The organism is Paracoccus thiocyanatus (assembly GCF_900156255.1).
Classification (GTDB): Bacteria; Pseudomonadota; Alphaproteobacteria; order Rhodobacterales; family Rhodobacteraceae; genus Paracoccus; species Paracoccus thiocyanatus.
Genome location: NZ_FTMK01000002.1, coordinates 156,151 through 172,255 on the forward strand (window position 1 = coordinate 156,151; position 16,105 = coordinate 172,255).

Consider the following 16,105-nt stretch of genomic DNA (forward strand, 5'->3'; position numbering starts at 1 on the left):
GGAGACGATGAATTTCGACTGGCTGAAACGGACCATGCCGCGCGGGCTTTACGGGCGGGCGGCGCTGATCCTGTTCCTGCCGGTCGTGGTCGTGACGGTCGTCGTCACCATCATGTTCCTGCAACGCCATTTCGAGGATGTGACGCGGCAAATGACCGCGGGGATGGTGCATGAGGTGGCGCTGATCGCCGCCCGGATCGAGGCGGCACCCGATATCGGGACGGCGCGGGCGACGGCAGCCGAGGTCGCCGGGCCGCTGGGACTGGAACTGACCCTGCCGGCCGGGCCGGGTGCCGACTGGCGGGCCTTTTACGACCTGTCGGGCCGCATCGTCATCGCCGAACTGCACGAGCGCGTGCCCGCCGTGCAGGCCGTCGACCTGAGCCACCGGCGCGAGGTGCGGGTGACGCTGCACGGCCGCTGGGGGGATTACCGGCTGGTCTTTCCGCGGGGGCGGGTCAGCGCCTCGAACCCGCATCAACTGCTGGTGCTGATGATCGGCACCTCGCTTTTGATGACCGCCATCGCGACGGTGTTCCTGCGCAACCAGCTACGCCCGATCCGGCGCCTGGCGCGGGCGGCCGAGGATTACGGCAAGGGCCGCATCACCCCCTATCGTCCCGGCGGCGCCAGCGAGATCCGCAGCGCCGGCACCGCCTTCCTGGAGATGCGCGCCCGGATCGAGCGCCAGAACGAACAGCGCAAGCAGATGCTGTCGGGCGTCAGCCATGACCTGCGCACGCCGCTGACCCGGCTGCGGCTGGGCCTGTCGATGCTGAGCCCGGATCATCCGCCCGACCGCGACGAGATCGCGGCGCTGGAAAGCGACGTGGCGGCGATGGGAACCATGGTCGATGCCTTTCTGGACCATGCCCGCGACGCGGCGCAGGACGCGCCGCCCCAGCCGGTGCCGGCGCTGGATTTCCTGCGCGGCATCGTTGCCGATGCGCAGCGCGGCGGGCAGCGGGTGGTCCTGCATTCGGTCGCGGGCGACGAGGCGGGCCGCGCCACCTTTCGCCGCGACAGCCTGCGCCGCGCGGTCGAGAACCTGATCGGCAATGCCGTGCGCTATGGCGAGCGCGCCGAGGTCGAGGCGGCCCTGGGCCCGAGCTATTTCCGCATCTCGGTCGAGGATGACGGGCCCGGCATCCCGGCTGGGCGGCGCGAGGAGGCGCTGAAGCCCTTTACCCGGCTTGATCCCGCGCGCAACCAGAACCGCGGGCAGGGCGTGGGCCTGGGCTTGACCATCGCCGCCGATATCGCCCGCGCCCATGGCGGCCAGCTACGGCTGGGCCAGGGCGAGCGGCTGGGGGGATTGCGGGCCGAGATCGTGATCCCGCGCTGACCGGCGCGGTTGCGGGACGCCCCCCGGCGGGCTAAGGCTGTCGCAAGGACATAATACAAGAAGGGATTCCGCGATGCGGGCATTCGTATTTCCGGGGCAGGGCGCCCAGGTCGTCGGCATGGGGCGCGAACTGGCCGAAGCCTATCCGGCCGCCCGCGCGGTCTTTGCCGAGGTGGACGAGGCGCTGGGAGAGAACCTGTCCGACCTGGTCTGGAACGGCGATATCGAGACGCTGACCCTGACCCAGAATGCGCAGCCGGCGCTGATGGCGACCTCGGTCGCGGCCTTCCGGGCGCTGGAGGCCGAGGGGTTCGGCATCGGGGACGCGGATTTCGTCGCCGGCCATTCGCTGGGCGAATATTCGGCGCTTTGCGCGGCCGGCGCGCTGAGCCTGGCCGACACCGCGCGGCTGTTGCGCCTGCGCGGCCAGGCCATGCAAGAGGCGGTGCCGGTCGGGCAGGGCGCCATGGCGGCGGTGCTGGGGCTGGATTTCGCCGCGGTGGACCAGATCGCCCGCGACGCGGCCGAGGGCGAGGTCTGCCAGGCCGCCAATGACAACGATCCCGGCCAGGTGGTGATCTCGGGCCACAAGGCGGCGGTCGAGCGCGCGGCTGTGCTGGCCAAGGAGCGCGGCGCCAAGCGGGCGCTGATGCTGCCGGTCTCGGCGCCGTTCCATTCGGCGCTGATGCAGCCGGCGGCGGCAGTGATGGCCGAGGCGCTGGCGGCGGTCGAGATCGCCGCGCCGGCCGTGCCGCTGGTGGCCAATGTCCGCGCCGAGCCGGTCAGCGAGCCGGGCGCCATCCGCCGGCTCTTGGTCGAGCAGGTGACGGGCGCGGTGCGCTGGCGCGAGTCGGTCGAGTTCCTGGCCGGCGCCGGCGTGACCGAGTTCTGGGAGATCGGCGCCGGCAAGGCGCTGTCGGGGATGATCAAGCGCATCGCCAGGGATGCGGTGGTGAAGAATGTGGGCGCGCCCGCCGATATCGCGGCGCTGAGGGCATAGGGGGCTCTGCCCCCATCCCTGCGGGATTCCCCCGGAGTATTTGGAAAACGGAGAAAGAGCGTGATGTTTGATCTGACGGGCAGGAATGCGCTGGTGACCGGGGCGTCGGGCGGCATCGGCGGCGCCGTGGCCGAGGCGCTGCATGAAGCCGGCGCCACCGTGGCGCTGTCGGGCACGCGCGAGGCGCCGCTGCGCGAGCTGGCGGAAAAGCTGGGCGAGCGGGCGCATGTCGTGACCGCCGACCTGGGCGATGCGGCCGCGGTCGAGGCGCTGCCCAAGGCTGCGGCCGAGGCCATGGGTTCGGTCGACATCCTGGTCAACAATGCCGGGATCACCCGCGACAACCTGTTCATGCGCATGTCCGACGAGGAATGGGCGCAGGTGCTGGAGGTCAACCTGACCTCCAGTTTCCGGCTGTGCCGCGGCGTTCTGCGCGGAATGATGAAGGCGCGCTGGGGCCGGATCGTGAATATCGGTTCCATCGTCGGCGCGACCGGCAATCCGGGCCAGGGCAATTACGCCGCCGCCAAGGCGGGGCTGGTCGGCATGTCGAAAAGCCTGGCCTATGAGGTCGCTTCGCGCGGGATCACGGTGAATTGCGTGGCGCCCGGCTTCATCGAAACCGCGATGACGGGCAAGCTGAACGACGAGCAAAAGGGGCGTATCCTGGCGCAGATTCCCGCCGGCCGCATGGGTTCGGCGCAGGAAATCGCCGCGGCGGTGCTGTATCTGGCAAGCCCCGCCGCCGGCTATGTCACCGGCGCCACGCTGCATGTGAACGGCGGCATGGCGATGATCTGATCGTGTGGTTAATGCGGGTTGCAAGATCACGTTCCCGTGCTATATCCCGCAAACAAGGCCGCAGGGGAAACCGCCCTGGGCTTGGACCGGCAATCGCTGGAACACTTGGGCGGATTGCCCGCGAAAACGAGGAAGAGACATGAGCGATATCGCTGATCGCGTGAAGAAAATTGTCGTCGAGCACCTGGGTGTCGATGAAGAGAAGGTGACGGAGACCGCCTCGTTCATCGACGATCTCGGCGCCGATTCGCTGGATACCGTGGAACTGGTCATGGCGTTCGAGGAAGAGTTCGGCATCGAGATCCCGGACGACGCCGCCGAGACGATCCAGACCTTTGGCGATGCGGTGAAGTTCATCCAGGGCGCAGTCTGACCGGTCCCGAACGGTTTTCCGGGGCGGTGCCTTCCAGCGAAGGCGCCGCCCTTTTTCATGGCCTTGGCCATCGCAACCCGACGTCTGGGGAACCACCCCGCCGCGGCCTTCGTTTCAAGGGCGAACCTGACGAAGGAGATTTCCATGGCCGTGAATGTCAAAGGGCTAAGCGACAATGCCCGCAAGACCGCGATTGCGGAACTGAACGCCCGCCTTGCCGATGCGGTGGCGCTGTCGGCGGCGATCAAGCAGGCGCATTGGAACGTCAAGGGCCGCAACTTCATCGCCGTGCACGAGCTTTTCGACACGGTAAAGGCGCGGCTGGACGAGCATGTGGACTTCATGGCCGAGCGCGTGCAGGTGCTGGACGGCGTCGCCGTCGGCACGGTCGAGAAGGTGGCCAAGGCCAGCACGCTGAAGGAATATCCCACCGACCTGACCAAGGCCGAGGATCATATCGCCGCCGTCTGCGAACGGATGCGCGATTATGGCGAAAAGCTGCGCGCCGCCATTGATGCGACTGACCAGGCGGGCGATGCCGACACCGCCGACCTGTTCACCGCCGCCTCGCGCACGGCGGACAAGGACCTGTGGTTCCTGGAAAGTCACCTGGAATAGGCTTTCGTGCAGGGTGAACCGGGGCCGAGGCCCCGGCTTGCCGCTTGCGCCGCGCTTATTTCGGCATCGGCGCGGTGATCCCCTCTACATAGAAGTTCATCGAGGACAGTTCCTGGTCGCTGGCCACCTGGCCTTCGGCCAGCCAGTCGCTGCCGTCCTGCTTTTTCAGCGGCCCGGTGAAGGGGTGGTGTTCGCCCGTGGCGATCTTGTCCTTTAGCGCCTCGGCCTCGGCCTTGATCTCGGCGGGGACCGCGTCGGTGATTTCGCCGATCACCACCTCGCCATCGCCGATGCCCAGCCAGACGCCATGCGATTTCCAGGTGCCGTCCAGCACCTCGCCGACGCGCTTGATGTAATAGGGTTCCCAATTGTCGATGATCGAGGCGATGCGCGGCTGCGGCGCGAAATTCGACATGTCCGAAGCCTGGCCGAAACCGAAGGCGCCGGCCTCTTGCGCCTTGGCCAGCGGCGCGGTCGAGTCGGTGTGCTGCATGAATACATCCACCCCTTCGGCAATCAGCGCGGCGGCCGCATCGGCCTCTTTCGCGGGGTCGAACCAGGTATAGGCCCAGACCACCTTCATCTCGACATCCGGGTTCACCTTCTTGGCGTGGATATAGGCCGAGTTGATGCCCTGGACGACCTCGGGGATCGGGAACGAGCCGATATAGCCGATCTTGTTCGTCTTGGTCATGCGGCCGGCGATGGTGCCCAGCACGGCGCGGCCTTCGTAGAAGCGGGCGTCATAGGTGGCGACGTTCTCGGCGGTCTTGTAGCCGGTGGCGTGTTCGAACTTCACGTCGGGGAATTTCTTGGCCACGTTGACGGTGGCATCCATGAAGCCGAAGCTGGTGGTAAAGATCAGCTTGTGGCCAGACAGTGCCAGCTGCGTGATGGCGCGTTCGGCATCCGCGCCCTCGGGCACGGATTCGATATAGCTGGTCTCGACCCGGTCGCCATATTCGCGTTCGACCGCCTGCCGGGCCAGGTCGTGCTGATAGGTCCAGCCGCCGTCGCCCACCGGGCCGACATAGATGAAGCCCACCTTCAGCTTTTCCTCTTGCGCCCAGGCGGGCAGGGCCGTGCTGGCCACCAGCGCCGCGGCGCTGCCAAGAAGGGTTCTGCGTTTCATGTCATGCTCCTTGCAGGTTGTGCCTATTTCAATGCGTGGAAGGGCCGGCCCAGGCTGGCCGGGGCGGCGGCCCCGCCCGAGCGGCCGAATTTCTGCCGGGCCGAGATCAGCACCAGCACGATGATGGTCGCCAGATAGGGCGCCATGGAAAGCAGCTGCACCGGCACCGCGACCCCAGCCGCTTGCAGGCGCAGTTGCAGCACGGTGACGCCGCCGAAGAGCCAAGCCCCGGCAAGCACGCCCCAGGGGTTCCATTGCGCGAAGACCACGATGGCCAGCGCGATCCAGCCGGCGCCGGCGGTCATGCCCTCGGTCCATTGCAGCACGGTGGCGATCGAGATATAGGCGCCGCCCATGCCCGCCAGCGCGCCGCCAAAGCCGATGGCAAGGATGCGGACCCGCCGCACCGGATAGCCCAGCCCGTGGGCTGCGTCGTGGTTTTCGCCCACCGCGCGCAGGATCAGGCCGGGCCGGGTGCGGGCCAGGAACCACCACAGCAGCGGCACCAGCGCGATGCCCAGCCAGATCATCCAGTTCAGGCCCAGCGGGCCGGGCATCATCGCCGGGGCCTTCATCCCCTCATAGGGCTTGCCGAACATCGCGGTCAGGCCCAGGCCGAACAGCGTCAGCGCCAGCCCCGTCGCCACCTGGTTCGACAGCAAGAATTGCGTCAGCGCCGCGAATGTCATCGACAGGGCCGCCCCGGCGATGGCCGCGGCCAGAAAGCCCAGGGCCGGGCTGCCGCTGGCATGGGCTGCGGCGAAACCGGCCAGCGCGCCGGTGATCATCATGCCTTCGACCCCCAGGTTCAGCACACCCGCGCGTTCGGCGACCAATTCGCCAAGCGCGGCGAACAGGATCGGCGTCGCCGCGCCCAGCAGCAGGATGAAAACGGAAAGCGGGTCGATCATCATGCGCGCCTCCGGATGCGGTAGCGGGTCAGGATGTCGAAACCCAGCAGGAAAAACAGCAGCATCCCCTGAAAGACCTGCACCGTCGCCGCGGGCAGGTTCAGCATCATCTGCGCCAGCTCGCCGCCGATATAGGTCAGCGCCATCAGCAGTCCCGCCAGCAGGATGCCCAGGGGGTGCAGCCGGCCCAGGAAGGCCACGATGATCGCGGTGAAGCCATAGCCCGAGCCGAAGCTTTCGGTGATCTGGCCGGCCGGGCCCGCGACCTCGAACAGCCCGGCAAGGCCCGCCAGCGCGCCCGAGACGCCCAGGCACAGCGCCACCAGCCGCTCGGGTCGCACGCCGGCAAAGCGGGCGGCGCGCGGCGCGGCACCGGCGGTGCGGATGTGAAAGCCGAGCACGTGCCGCGACATGACGAACCAGGTCGCCGCAAGCGCCAGAACCGCCGCGACGCCGCCCCAATGCAGGCCGGAATTGGCGATCAGTTCGGGATTCGCGGCGGCGTCATATTGTTGCAGGTTGCGCGAGCCGGGGAAGTTGAAGCCTTCGGGGTTCTTCATCGGGCCAAAGGCCATCCAGGCCGCGATGCGCTGCGCGACATAGACCAGCATCAGCGAGACCAGGATCTCGGAGGCGCCGAACCAGTTGCGCAGCACCGCCGGGACCATGCCCCAGGCCCAGCCGCCCGCCGCGCCGGCCAGGATCATCGCCGGAAAGATCCAGAAGGCGTCCAGCGGATAGGCGGCCAGCGCCACCGCCGCGCCGCAGATGGCGCCGATGATATATTGCCCCTCGGCGCCGATGTTCCAGATCCCGGCGCGGAACCCCAGCGCCAGGCCGCAGGCGATCAGGATCAGCGGCCCGGCCTTGACCAGAAGCTGCGGCCGCGAATAGCCCGAGGCGGGGCCGAACAGCGGATCCCAGAAGATGGTGCGGATCGCGGCCAGTGGGTCAAAACCCATGGCGGCGAACAGCCCGCCGCCCACGATCATCGTGGCCAGCACCGCCAGGATGGGGGTCGCGACCTGCCAGGCCAGGGGGGCGCTGGCGCGGGGTTCAAGCCGGAACATGCGCCACCTCCATGCCATGGGCGCCGCCCAGCATCAGGCCGATTTCTTCGACCGTCAGCCCCTCGGTCGGGCGGGGCGCGGACAGCCGGCCCTGGTTCAGGGCGCAGAAACGGTCCGAAAGCTCCAGCAATTCGTCCAGGTCCTGGCTGATGACGATCAGCCCCGCGCCCTGCGCCGCCAGGTCCAGCAGCGCCTGGCGGATGGCGGCGGCGGCGCCGGCATCGACGCCCCAGGTCGGCTGGTTGACCACCAGCACAAGCGGCCGGCCCAGCACCTCGCGACCGATGACGAATTTCTGCAAATTGCCGCCCGACAGCGCGCCCGCCGCCGTATCCGGGCCGGGGGTGCGCACGTCAAAGGCGCGGATGATCTCTTGCGCGAAACCCGAGGCGGCCTTGCGGTCGATCAGCCCGCGGCGGATCAGGCCCTGCCGGGCGCCGGCGGTCAGCAGCGTATTCTCGGCCAGGCTGAACTCGGGCACGGCGGCATGGCCCAGCCGATCCTCGGGCGCGGCCAGCAACCCGGCGCGGCGGCGCGTCTCGGGGCCGGCGCGCGACAGGTCGCGCCCCTCCAGCGCAATGGTGCCCGGCGCGGTGGGCGTCTCGCCCGACAGGGCCGCAAGCAGTTCTTCCTGCCCGTTGCCGGCGACGCCGCCGATGCCCAGGATCTCGCCCGAGCGCAGGGTCAGCGCGACGTCCTTCAGCGCCATGCCCTCGCCGGCCGGGGTCGAAAGGCCGCGCACCTTCAGCACGGTCGCGCCGGGCTTGCGGCCGGAACGGTCCACCAGCCGCATTTCCGCCCCCACCATCATCGCCGCCAGTTCGCGGGCGGAATGGGCGCGCGGATCGACCGTGCCCACCAGCTTGCCCTGGCGCAGGATGGTGGCGCGGTCGCAATGGCTGCGGATTTCCTCAAGCTTGTGGCTGATATACAGGATCGCGGTGCCGGAGCCGGCCAGTTGCCGCAGGGTGGCGAACAGGATCTCGGCCTCTTGCGGAGTCAGGACCGAGGTCGGCTCGTCCATGATCAGCAGCCGCGGGTGTTGCAGCAGGCAGCGCAGGATCTCGACCCGCTGCCGCTCGCCCGCCGACAGGCTGGCGATGCGCCGGGCGGGGTTCAGCGGCAGCCCGTAATCCCGCGACAGTTCCGCGATGCGGCGCGACAGTTCCGCGCGGGGCGGCGGGTTTTCCATCCCCAGCGCGATGTTTTCGGCAACCGTCATCGCGTCGAACAGGCTGAAATGCTGAAACACCATGGCGACGCCCGCGGCACGGGCCGCGCGGGGGTCCTGCGGCGCATAGGGCGCGCCCAGCAACGTCATCCGCCCTTCGTCCGGGCGCACAAGCCCGTAGATCGTCTTGACCAGCGTGGATTTTCCGGCGCCGTTCTCGCCCAGCAGCGCGTGGATTTCGCCGGCCTCGACCGCGAAAGAGATGTCGTCATTGGCGCGCACGCCGGGATAGGTCTTGCCCAGGCCCTCGGCCCGGAAAACATTGCTCACTGTCACGCGCGCTCCGCTGCTTTTGCGCCAGATTAGCGGTTTTCCGCCGAGGGGCAATTGCACAGTTGGGCAGGTCGACCCTAGATTGGCGCCATGCCCGAAAACGCCCCCCGATTCATCCACCTGCGCACCCATTCCGAACACTCGCTGCTGGAAGGCGCGGTGCCGGTCAAGAAGCTTGCCGAGCTTGCGGCGCAAAACGCCATGCCCGCCGTGGCGCTGACCGACAGCAACGCCTTGTTCGCGGCGCTGGAATTTTCGGTCAAGGCGCAGGATGCGGGGGTCCAGCCGATCATCGGCTGCCAGGTCACGCTGGCGGCCGAGGCGACGGGGCCGGTGGTGCTGCTGGCGCAGAACCAGGCGGGCTGGCTGAACCTGATGGCGCTTTCGACCTGCCTTTACCTGCGCGACGACCACGCCTTGCCGCATGTGACGGCCGAGGAACTGGAAACCCATGCCGAGGGGTTGATTTGCCTGACCGGCGGCGCCGGCGGTCCCCTGGGCCAATTGGTGCTGCAAGGCCGGCTGCCCGAGGCGCGGGCGCTGGCCGAACGGCTTGCCGCGGCCTTTCCGACCCGGCTTTACGTCGAATTGCAGCGCCATCACGATGCCGAGGGCCAGCCCGTCCCCGAGGAGACGGGTTCCGAAGGCGGCATGATCGACATCGCCTATGCGCTGGACCTGCCGCTGGTCGCGACCAATGACGTCTATTTCCCCAAGCCCGATCTGTTCGACGCCCATGACGCGCTGATCTGCATTTCCGAGCGCGCCTATGTCGACCAAAGCGCGCCGCGGCGTCGGCTGACGCCGCAGCATTACTTCAAATCGCAGGCCGAGATGGCGACCCTGTTCGCCGACCTGCCCGAGGCGATCCAGAACACCGTCGAGATCGCCCGCCGCTGCGCCTTTGCGGTGAAAAAGCACAAGCCGATCCTGCCGCGCTTTGCCGATGACGAGGTCGAGGAGTTGCGGCGCCAGGCCTGGGACGGCCTGCGCGCCCGGTTGGCGGTGATCCCGCATGCCGCCCCGGTCGCGGAATACGAGGAACGGCTGCGCTTCGAGCTGGGCATCATCGAGCAGATGGGCTTTCCCGGCTATTTCCTGATCGTCGCCGATTTCATCAAATGGGCCAAGGAACACGGCATCCCGGTGGGGCCCGGCCGCGGCTCGGGCGCGGGGTCTCTGGTCGCCTATGCTCTGACGATTACCGACCTGGATCCAATCCGTTACAGCCTGCTCTTTGAGAGGTTTCTGAACCCGGAACGGGTGTCGATGCCCGACTTCGACATCGACTTCTGCATGGATCGCCGCGAGGAGGTGATCCAATACGTGCAAGAGAAATACGGCCGCGACAAGGTCGGCCAGATCATCACCTTCGGCGCGCTCTTGTCCAAGGCGGCGGTGCGCGACGTGGGAAGGGTGCTGCAACTGCCCTTTGGCCAGGTCGACCGGCTTTCCAAGATGATCCCGGTCGAAGGCGTCAAGCCGGTCAGCGTCACCAAGGCGCTGGCCGACGAGCCGCGCCTGCGCGAGGCCGCGCGCGAAGAGGTGGTGGCCCGCCTGCTGGACTATGCCGCCAAGATCGAGGGGCTTTTGCGCAACGCCTCGACCCATGCCGCCGGCGTGGTGATCGGCGACCGGCCGCTGCACCGGCTGGTGCCGCTTTACCGCGACCCGGCATCCGACATGCCGGCCACGCAGTTCAACATGAAATGGGTGGAACAGGCGGGGCTGGTCAAGTTCGACTTCCTGGGCCTGAAAACCCTGACGGTGATCCAGAACGCCGTGGACCTGATCAACGCGGGCGGCCGGCCGCTGCATGTCGCGGCCGATGGGCGGATGCTTTACGAGCCGGCGAAAGGGGCCGAGAACCAGATCAACGCCATCCCGCTGGACGACAAGCCCAGCTACGAGCTGTTCGCCAGCGCCCGCACCGTGGCGGTGTTCCAGGTCGAAAGCTCGGGGATGATGGACGCGCTGCGGCGCATGCGGCCGACCTGCATCGAGGATATCGTGGCGCTGGTCGCGCTGTATCGCCCCGGCCCGATGGAGAACATCCCGACCTATTGCCAGGTGAAGAACGGCCTCAAACCCCTTGAATCCATTCATCCCACCATCGACCATATCCTGGCCGAGACCCAGGGCATCATCGTCTACCAGGAACAGGTGATGCAGATCGCCCAGGTCATGGCCGGCTATTCGCTGGGCGGCGCCGACCTTTTGCGCCGCGCCATGGGTAAGAAGATCGCCGAGGAAATGGCCAAGGAGCGGCCCAAGTTCGTCGATGGCTGCGCGGCGCAGGGAATCGACAAGAAGAAGGCCGGAGAGGTATTTGATCTTCTTGAGAAATTCGCCAATTACGGCTTCAACAAATCCCATGCCGCCGCCTATGCCGTGGTCAGCTACCAGACCGCCTGGCTGAAGGCGAACCACCCGGTCGAGTTCATGGCCGCGGTGATGAACTGCGATATACACCTGACCGACAAGCTGGCCGTCTACAAGCGCGAGGCCGACCGCATGGGGATCGAGACGGTGCCGCCTTGCGTCAACCGCGCCGAGGCCGCGTTCAGCGTCAGGGACGGCCGGATCCTTTATGCGCTTGGCGCGCTGAAAGGCGTGGGGGTCGAGGCGATGAACCTGATCGTGCAGGCCCGCGGCGACCGGCCCTTTGCCGACCTGCACGACTTTGCCCGCCGGGTGGACATGCGCCGCGTCGGCAAGCGGCCGCTGGAAATGCTGGCCCGCGCCGGGGCCTTTGACGCGCTGGAACCGAACCGCGCCCGCGTGCTGAAATCGCTGGACGGGCTGGTGGCCTGGTCGGCGGCGGTGCAGGAGGCAGCGGCCTCCAGCCAGTCTTCGCTTTTCGGCGGGGGCGAGGATCTGCCGCCGCCGCGCCCGGTCGCAGCACCCGTCTGGATGCCGGCCGAGAAACTGGCCGAGGAACATGCCGCGGTGGGCTTTTACCTGTCCGGGCATCCGCTGGACGATTACCAGCCGGCGCTGCGCCGCAAGGGGGTGCAGACCCTGGCCGAGGTGACGCAGGCCGCCCAGGACGGCGCGCTGGTGGCGCAATTGGCTGGCACCGTGGCGCATCGGCAGGAAAAGAAATCCGCCCGCGGCACGCGCTTTGCCTTTGTCGGCCTGTCCGACCCGACCGGGCTTTACGAGGTCACGGTGTTTTCCGACACCTTGGACGCGCATCGCCAGCACCTGGAGCCGGGCGAGAACGTGGTCTTGCAGGTGCAGGTGGAACCCTCGGGCGACCAGGTCAAGCTGTTGGCGCGCGCGGTCATGCCGCTGGATCAAGCGGTGGCCGATGCCGGCGCCAGCCGCCTGGCGGTCGAGATCGCCGGCCTGGACGCGGTGCCCGCCGTGGCCGAGGCGCTGTCGCGCATCCAGGCCGAGGTGAATGTTCCCGCCCGCGCCCGCGGCCCCATCGCGCTGCGGCTGAAGGATGGCGCGGACCTGGTCGATATCGAAATCGCCGGGGATGCGCCGCTGACCACGCCCGCCCGCCAGGCCCTGCGCGTGATTCCCGGCGTGCTGGAGGTGCTGGAGGAATAGCGCCGCTTATCCCGGCCCGGCATGGCCCATCGGCCGCAACAGTTCATGGCCGCGTTCCGCTAGGCTGTCGGACAGGAAGCCCACCACCGCGCGCACCCATTGCATCATGCGCAGGTCGCGGTGGCAGGTCAGCCAATAGCTGCGGGTCAGGCGCACCCGTTCGGGCAGCACGATCTGCAATTCGGGATATTTCGCGGCGATATACCACGGCAGGACGCCGATCCCCAGCCCGCTGCGCACTGCTGCAAGCTGGTTGAAGATGCTGGAGCTTTTGACGCTGGCCCGGATGGCCGGATGGATCTCGCCCAGATAGTCCAGGCCGGGGGCGAAGATCATCTCCTCAATATAGCCGATGAAGCGCAGATGGGGCAGGTCCTGGGGGCCGGCAATGGCCGGCAAGCTGCGCAGCAGCGGCCGGGTGGCATAAAGATGCAGCGTGTAATCCGCCAGCCGCTCCGAGCGATAGGGGCCGCTTGTCACCGGGTCCAGCGTGATCGAGATGTCGGCTTCGCGCCGCGACAGGGAAAGCACCTGCGGCATCGTGACCAGTTCCAGCGCGATCAGCGGGAAGCGGCGGGTGAAATCCGCCAGCAGATGGGTGGAAAACAGGCTGCCGAACCCCTCGGGCATGGCCAGCCGCAAGGGGCGCGCCTGACCGGGCGCCGCGGCCTGGTCCAGCGGGATCAGTCCTGCTGCCTCTTCCATCCGCTCGGCGGCCTCGATCAGGCGCTGGCCGGCCGGGGTCGGCTCATAGCCGCGGGGATTGCGTTCGAACAGGCGGCAGTTCAGCGCCCGCTCCAGCCGGTCGATGCGCCGCGAGACGGTGACATGCGAGGTGCCCAGATGCCGGGCCGCGCGGGAAAGCTGGCCTTCGCGCACCACCGCCAGAAAGAATTGCAGGTCGTCCCAACTGGGATTGGTCATCTGTTCGAATTTGCACAATTGCTGTAAGAAATTAAACCTCGCTGAACACTTGTGTCAAAGTGAAATTGCCTGCATCGTTCCCCTCCAGAGGGTGCGGAAGGGAGTCGCCCCTCGAGGGTAACGGACAGTATTCCCACCCGTTCCGGCCTTTGCCGGGCGGTGGAAGGAATGCGCCTTTGGGAGGATATGATGCGTAAGTTTCTGCTGTCGACCGCTGCGGTCGGCCTGATTGCCACGCCTGCCCTGGCCGAGATTTCGGACGGCAAGGTCAGGATCGGCATTCTGAACGACCAGTCGGGCGTCTACGCCGATTTCGGCGGCAAGTATTCCTATGAGGCCGCGAAGATGGCGGTCGAGGATTTCGGCGGCAAGGTGCTGGACGCGCCGGTCGAGGTCGTGACCGCCGATCACCAGAACAAGCCCGACATCGCCTCGAACATCGCCCGGCAATGGTATGACACCGAACAGGTCGATGCGATCATGGAGCTGACCACCTCGTCCGTGGGCCTGGCGGTGCAGGCGCTGAGCCAGGAAAAGAAGAAGATCACCGTCAACACCGGCGCCGCCACGACCGAACTGACCGGGGCGCAATGCACCCCCTATGGCTTTCACTGGGCCTATGATACCCATGCGCTGGCCGTCGGCACCGGCGGCGCGCTGGTGAAGGAAGGCGGCGATAGCTGGTTCTTCCTGACCGCCGACTATGCCTTTGGCTATTCGCTGGAAGAACAGACCGGCAATTTCGTCAAGTCGCAGGGCGGCACGGTCGCGGGTGCGGTGCGCCACCCGCTGGCGACGACGGATTATTCCTCGTTCCTGCTTCAGGCGCAGTCGTCGGGGGCCAAGGTCATCGGCCTGGCCAATGCCGGCATGGACACACAGAACGCCATCAAGCAGGCGGCCGAATTCGGCATCACCGCCGGCGGCCAGCGCCTTGCCGCGCTGCTTTTCACCCTGGCCGAGGTGCATGGCATCGGGCTGGAGGCCGCGCAGGGGCTGACGCTGACCGAGAGCTTCTACTGGAACCGCGACGACGCCTCGCGCGAATTCGGCAAACGCTTCATGGAACGCACCGGCGTCATGCCGAACATGGTCCATGCCGGCACCTATTCGGCCGTCACCCAATACCTGAAGGCGATCCAGGAGGCAGGGACCGACGAGACCGAGGCCGTCGCCGCCAAGATGCACGAGATGCCGGTCGATGACATCTTCGCCCAGGGCGGCAAGGTCGGGGCGAATGGCCGGCTGATCAAGGACGTCTACCTGATGGAGGTCAAGGCGCCGGGCGACGTGACCGAGGACTGGGACTATTACAACGTCCTGGCGACGATTCCGGGCGACCAGGCCTTCCTGGCCCCGGCCGAAAGCGGCTGTCCGCTGGTCCAGTGATGGCACCGATGCCTGCCATGCAGGCCGAACCGCGGGTGGTCCTGTCCGCCCGCGGCCTCGGCAAGGATTTCGCCGGCTTCACCGCCGTCAACGATGTCGACCTGGACGTGGAACATGCGCGCATCCATGCGCTGATCGGGCCCAATGGCGCCGGCAAGACCACGGTCTTCAACCTGCTGACCAAGTTCCTGCAACCGACGCGGGGCCGGATCACCCTGCTGGGCACCGATATCACCCGCACCCGCCCCGACAAGGTGGCGCGGATGGGGCTGGTGCGCAGCTTCCAGATTTCCGCGGTCTTTCCGAATCTGACCGTGCGCGAGAACGTCAAGGTCGCCTTGCAGCGCCCGGCCGGCCTTGCCACGCAGTTCTGGCTGCCGCTTTCGGCATTGGACCGGCTGGACTCGCGCGCCGATGAGCTGATCGGGCGGCTGGGCCTTGGCCCTTACCACGACCACCGCGCCGCCGACCTGTCCTATGGCCGCAAGCGCGTGCTGGAGATCGCCACCACCCTGGCGCTGGACCCCGAGGTGCTGCTTCTGGACGAACCGATGGCCGGCATGGGGCAAGAGGACGTGGCGATGGTCGCGGGCATCATCCGCGACGTCGCCACAGAACGGGCGGTGCTGATGGTCGAACATAACCTCAGCGTTGTCGCCAATATCTGCCACCATGTCACCGTGCTGCAACGCGGCGAGATCATCGCGCGGGGCGATTACGCCACCGTGTCGGCCGATCCGCGCGTGCGCAGCGCCTATATGGGAACCGACGCATGAGCGCGCCGCTGCTGAAGGTCGAGAACCTGCAAGCCTGGTATGGCGAAAGCCATGTTCTGCACGGCGTGGACCTGACCGTCACCGAAGGTGAGATGATCTGCATCCTGGGCCGCAACGGCATGGGCAAGACCACGACGCTGCGCAGCATCATGGGCATCCTGCGCAAGCGGACCGGCCGGATCGAATTTGCCGGCCGGGACATGATGGCGGTGCCGCTGCATCACACCGCCCGCGCCGGCCTGGGCTTCGTCCCCGAAGAGCGCGGCATCTTCGCCAGCCTTTCGGTCGAAGAGAACCTGATGCTGCCGCCGAAAGTCGCCGAGGGCGGCATGTCGGTCGAGGAAATCTATGCGCTGTTTCCGAACCTGCACGAACGCCGCACCAGCCCTGGCACCAAGCTATCCGGGGGCGAACAGCAGATGCTGGCCATGGCGCGCATCCTGCGCACCGGCGCGCGCTGCCTGCTTCTGGACGAGCCGACCGAGGGGCTGGCGCCGGTCATCATCCAGGCCATCGGCGCGGTGCTGCAAAAGCTGAAATCCCGCGGCATGACCGTGGTGCTGGTCGAACAGAACTTCCGCTTTGCCGCCAAGGTCGCCGACCGCTTCTATCTGATGGACCATGGCCGCATGACGGCAGAGTTCCCGGTCGCGGAACTGACCTCGCGCATGGACATGCTGCATCGGGAACTGGGGGTGTGA

The 16,105-nt window shown here is 67.4% G+C and carries 14 protein-coding genes; 9 read left to right on the top strand and 5 right to left on the bottom strand.

All coding sequences use genetic code 11. From position 1 onward, the window contains the following. Positions 1-7: 7 nt before the first annotated feature. The 5 genes from F3H32_RS02145 (at position 8) to dps (ending at position 4,137) form a co-directional block, all read left to right on the top strand. Positions 8-1,345 (top strand): ATP-binding protein, encoded by a 1,338-nt coding sequence (locus F3H32_RS02145; RefSeq protein WP_149763988.1) that lies wholly within the window; start codon positions 8-10, stop codon positions 1,343-1,345. A gap of 73 nt (positions 1,346-1,418) precedes the next feature. Continuing rightward, positions 1,419-2,345: an ACP S-malonyltransferase gene (fabD, locus tag F3H32_RS02150; RefSeq protein ID WP_149763990.1), complete on the top strand. Its 927-nt coding sequence runs from the start codon at positions 1,419-1,421 to the stop codon at positions 2,343-2,345. Between the two features lie 63 nt (positions 2,346-2,408). Then, the gene (fabG, locus tag F3H32_RS02155) at positions 2,409-3,146 is read left to right on the top strand and encodes a 3-oxoacyl-ACP reductase FabG (RefSeq protein WP_149763992.1); all 738 of its coding nucleotides are present in this window, start codon (positions 2,409-2,411) and stop codon (positions 3,144-3,146) included. 139 nt (positions 3,147-3,285) lie between these two features. Then, on the top strand, positions 3,286-3,519 hold the full coding sequence (locus F3H32_RS02160; RefSeq protein ID WP_011748063.1) for an acyl carrier protein: 234 nt from the start codon (positions 3,286-3,288) through the stop codon (positions 3,517-3,519). Positions 3,520-3,663: 144 nt separating this feature from the next. Beyond that, positions 3,664-4,137, top strand: a complete 474-nt coding sequence (dps, locus tag F3H32_RS02165; protein WP_115755141.1) for a DNA starvation/stationary phase protection protein Dps — start codon at positions 3,664-3,666, stop codon at positions 4,135-4,137. 55 nt (positions 4,138-4,192) lie between these two features. Here dps and F3H32_RS02170 read toward each other — a convergent pair whose 3' ends face one another. Genes F3H32_RS02170 through F3H32_RS02185 form a run of 4 tightly spaced genes read right to left on the bottom strand, consistent with a single transcriptional unit; the run spans position 4,193 to position 8,751 of the window. Next, positions 4,193-5,269: a BMP family ABC transporter substrate-binding protein gene (locus F3H32_RS02170; RefSeq protein WP_149763994.1), complete on the bottom strand. Its 1,077-nt coding sequence runs from the start codon at positions 5,267-5,269 to the stop codon at positions 4,193-4,195. Between the two features lie 23 nt (positions 5,270-5,292). Continuing rightward, entirely contained in the window at positions 5,293-6,183 is an 891-nt protein-coding gene (locus tag F3H32_RS02175) for an ABC transporter permease (RefSeq protein ID WP_149763996.1), read from the bottom strand. Further along, positions 6,180-7,250: an ABC transporter permease gene (locus tag F3H32_RS02180; RefSeq protein ID WP_149763998.1), complete on the bottom strand. Its 1,071-nt coding sequence runs from the start codon at positions 7,248-7,250 to the stop codon at positions 6,180-6,182. The genes F3H32_RS02175 and F3H32_RS02180 overlap by 4 nt, the downstream gene beginning before the upstream one ends. Then, a complete protein-coding gene (locus F3H32_RS02185) occupies positions 7,237-8,751 on the bottom strand; it encodes an ABC transporter ATP-binding protein (protein WP_149764000.1) in 1,515 nt (504 codons plus the stop codon). Before F3H32_RS02185 ends, F3H32_RS02180 begins: the two co-directional genes overlap by 14 nt. Positions 8,752-8,844: 93 nt before the next feature. Between F3H32_RS02185 and dnaE the strand changes: the two genes are divergently transcribed. Further along, the gene (gene dnaE, locus F3H32_RS02190) at positions 8,845-12,315 is read left to right on the top strand and encodes a DNA polymerase III subunit alpha (RefSeq protein ID WP_149764002.1); all 3,471 of its coding nucleotides are present in this window, start codon (positions 8,845-8,847) and stop codon (positions 12,313-12,315) included. 6 nt (positions 12,316-12,321) lie between these two features. On the opposite strand, the gene F3H32_RS02195 is transcribed toward dnaE, so the two are convergent. Then, positions 12,322-13,239: a LysR family transcriptional regulator gene (locus F3H32_RS02195; protein ID WP_149764004.1), complete on the bottom strand. Its 918-nt coding sequence runs from the start codon at positions 13,237-13,239 to the stop codon at positions 12,322-12,324. A 189-nt stretch (positions 13,240-13,428) separates the two neighbouring features. Between F3H32_RS02195 and F3H32_RS02200 the strand changes: the two genes are divergently transcribed. The 3 genes from F3H32_RS02200 to F3H32_RS02210 are packed head-to-tail and all read left to right on the top strand — an operon-like array spanning position 13,429 to position 16,105. Further along, positions 13,429-14,628 (top strand): ABC transporter substrate-binding protein, encoded by a 1,200-nt coding sequence (locus F3H32_RS02200; protein ID WP_149764006.1) that lies wholly within the window; start codon positions 13,429-13,431, stop codon positions 14,626-14,628. After that, a complete protein-coding gene (locus F3H32_RS02205) occupies positions 14,628-15,404 on the top strand; it encodes an ABC transporter ATP-binding protein (protein WP_188128564.1) in 777 nt (258 codons plus the stop codon). The genes F3H32_RS02200 and F3H32_RS02205 overlap by 1 nt, the downstream gene beginning before the upstream one ends. Further along, positions 15,401-16,105 (top strand): ABC transporter ATP-binding protein, encoded by a 705-nt coding sequence (locus tag F3H32_RS02210; protein ID WP_149764008.1) that lies wholly within the window; start codon positions 15,401-15,403, stop codon positions 16,103-16,105. The genes F3H32_RS02205 and F3H32_RS02210 overlap by 4 nt, the downstream gene beginning before the upstream one ends.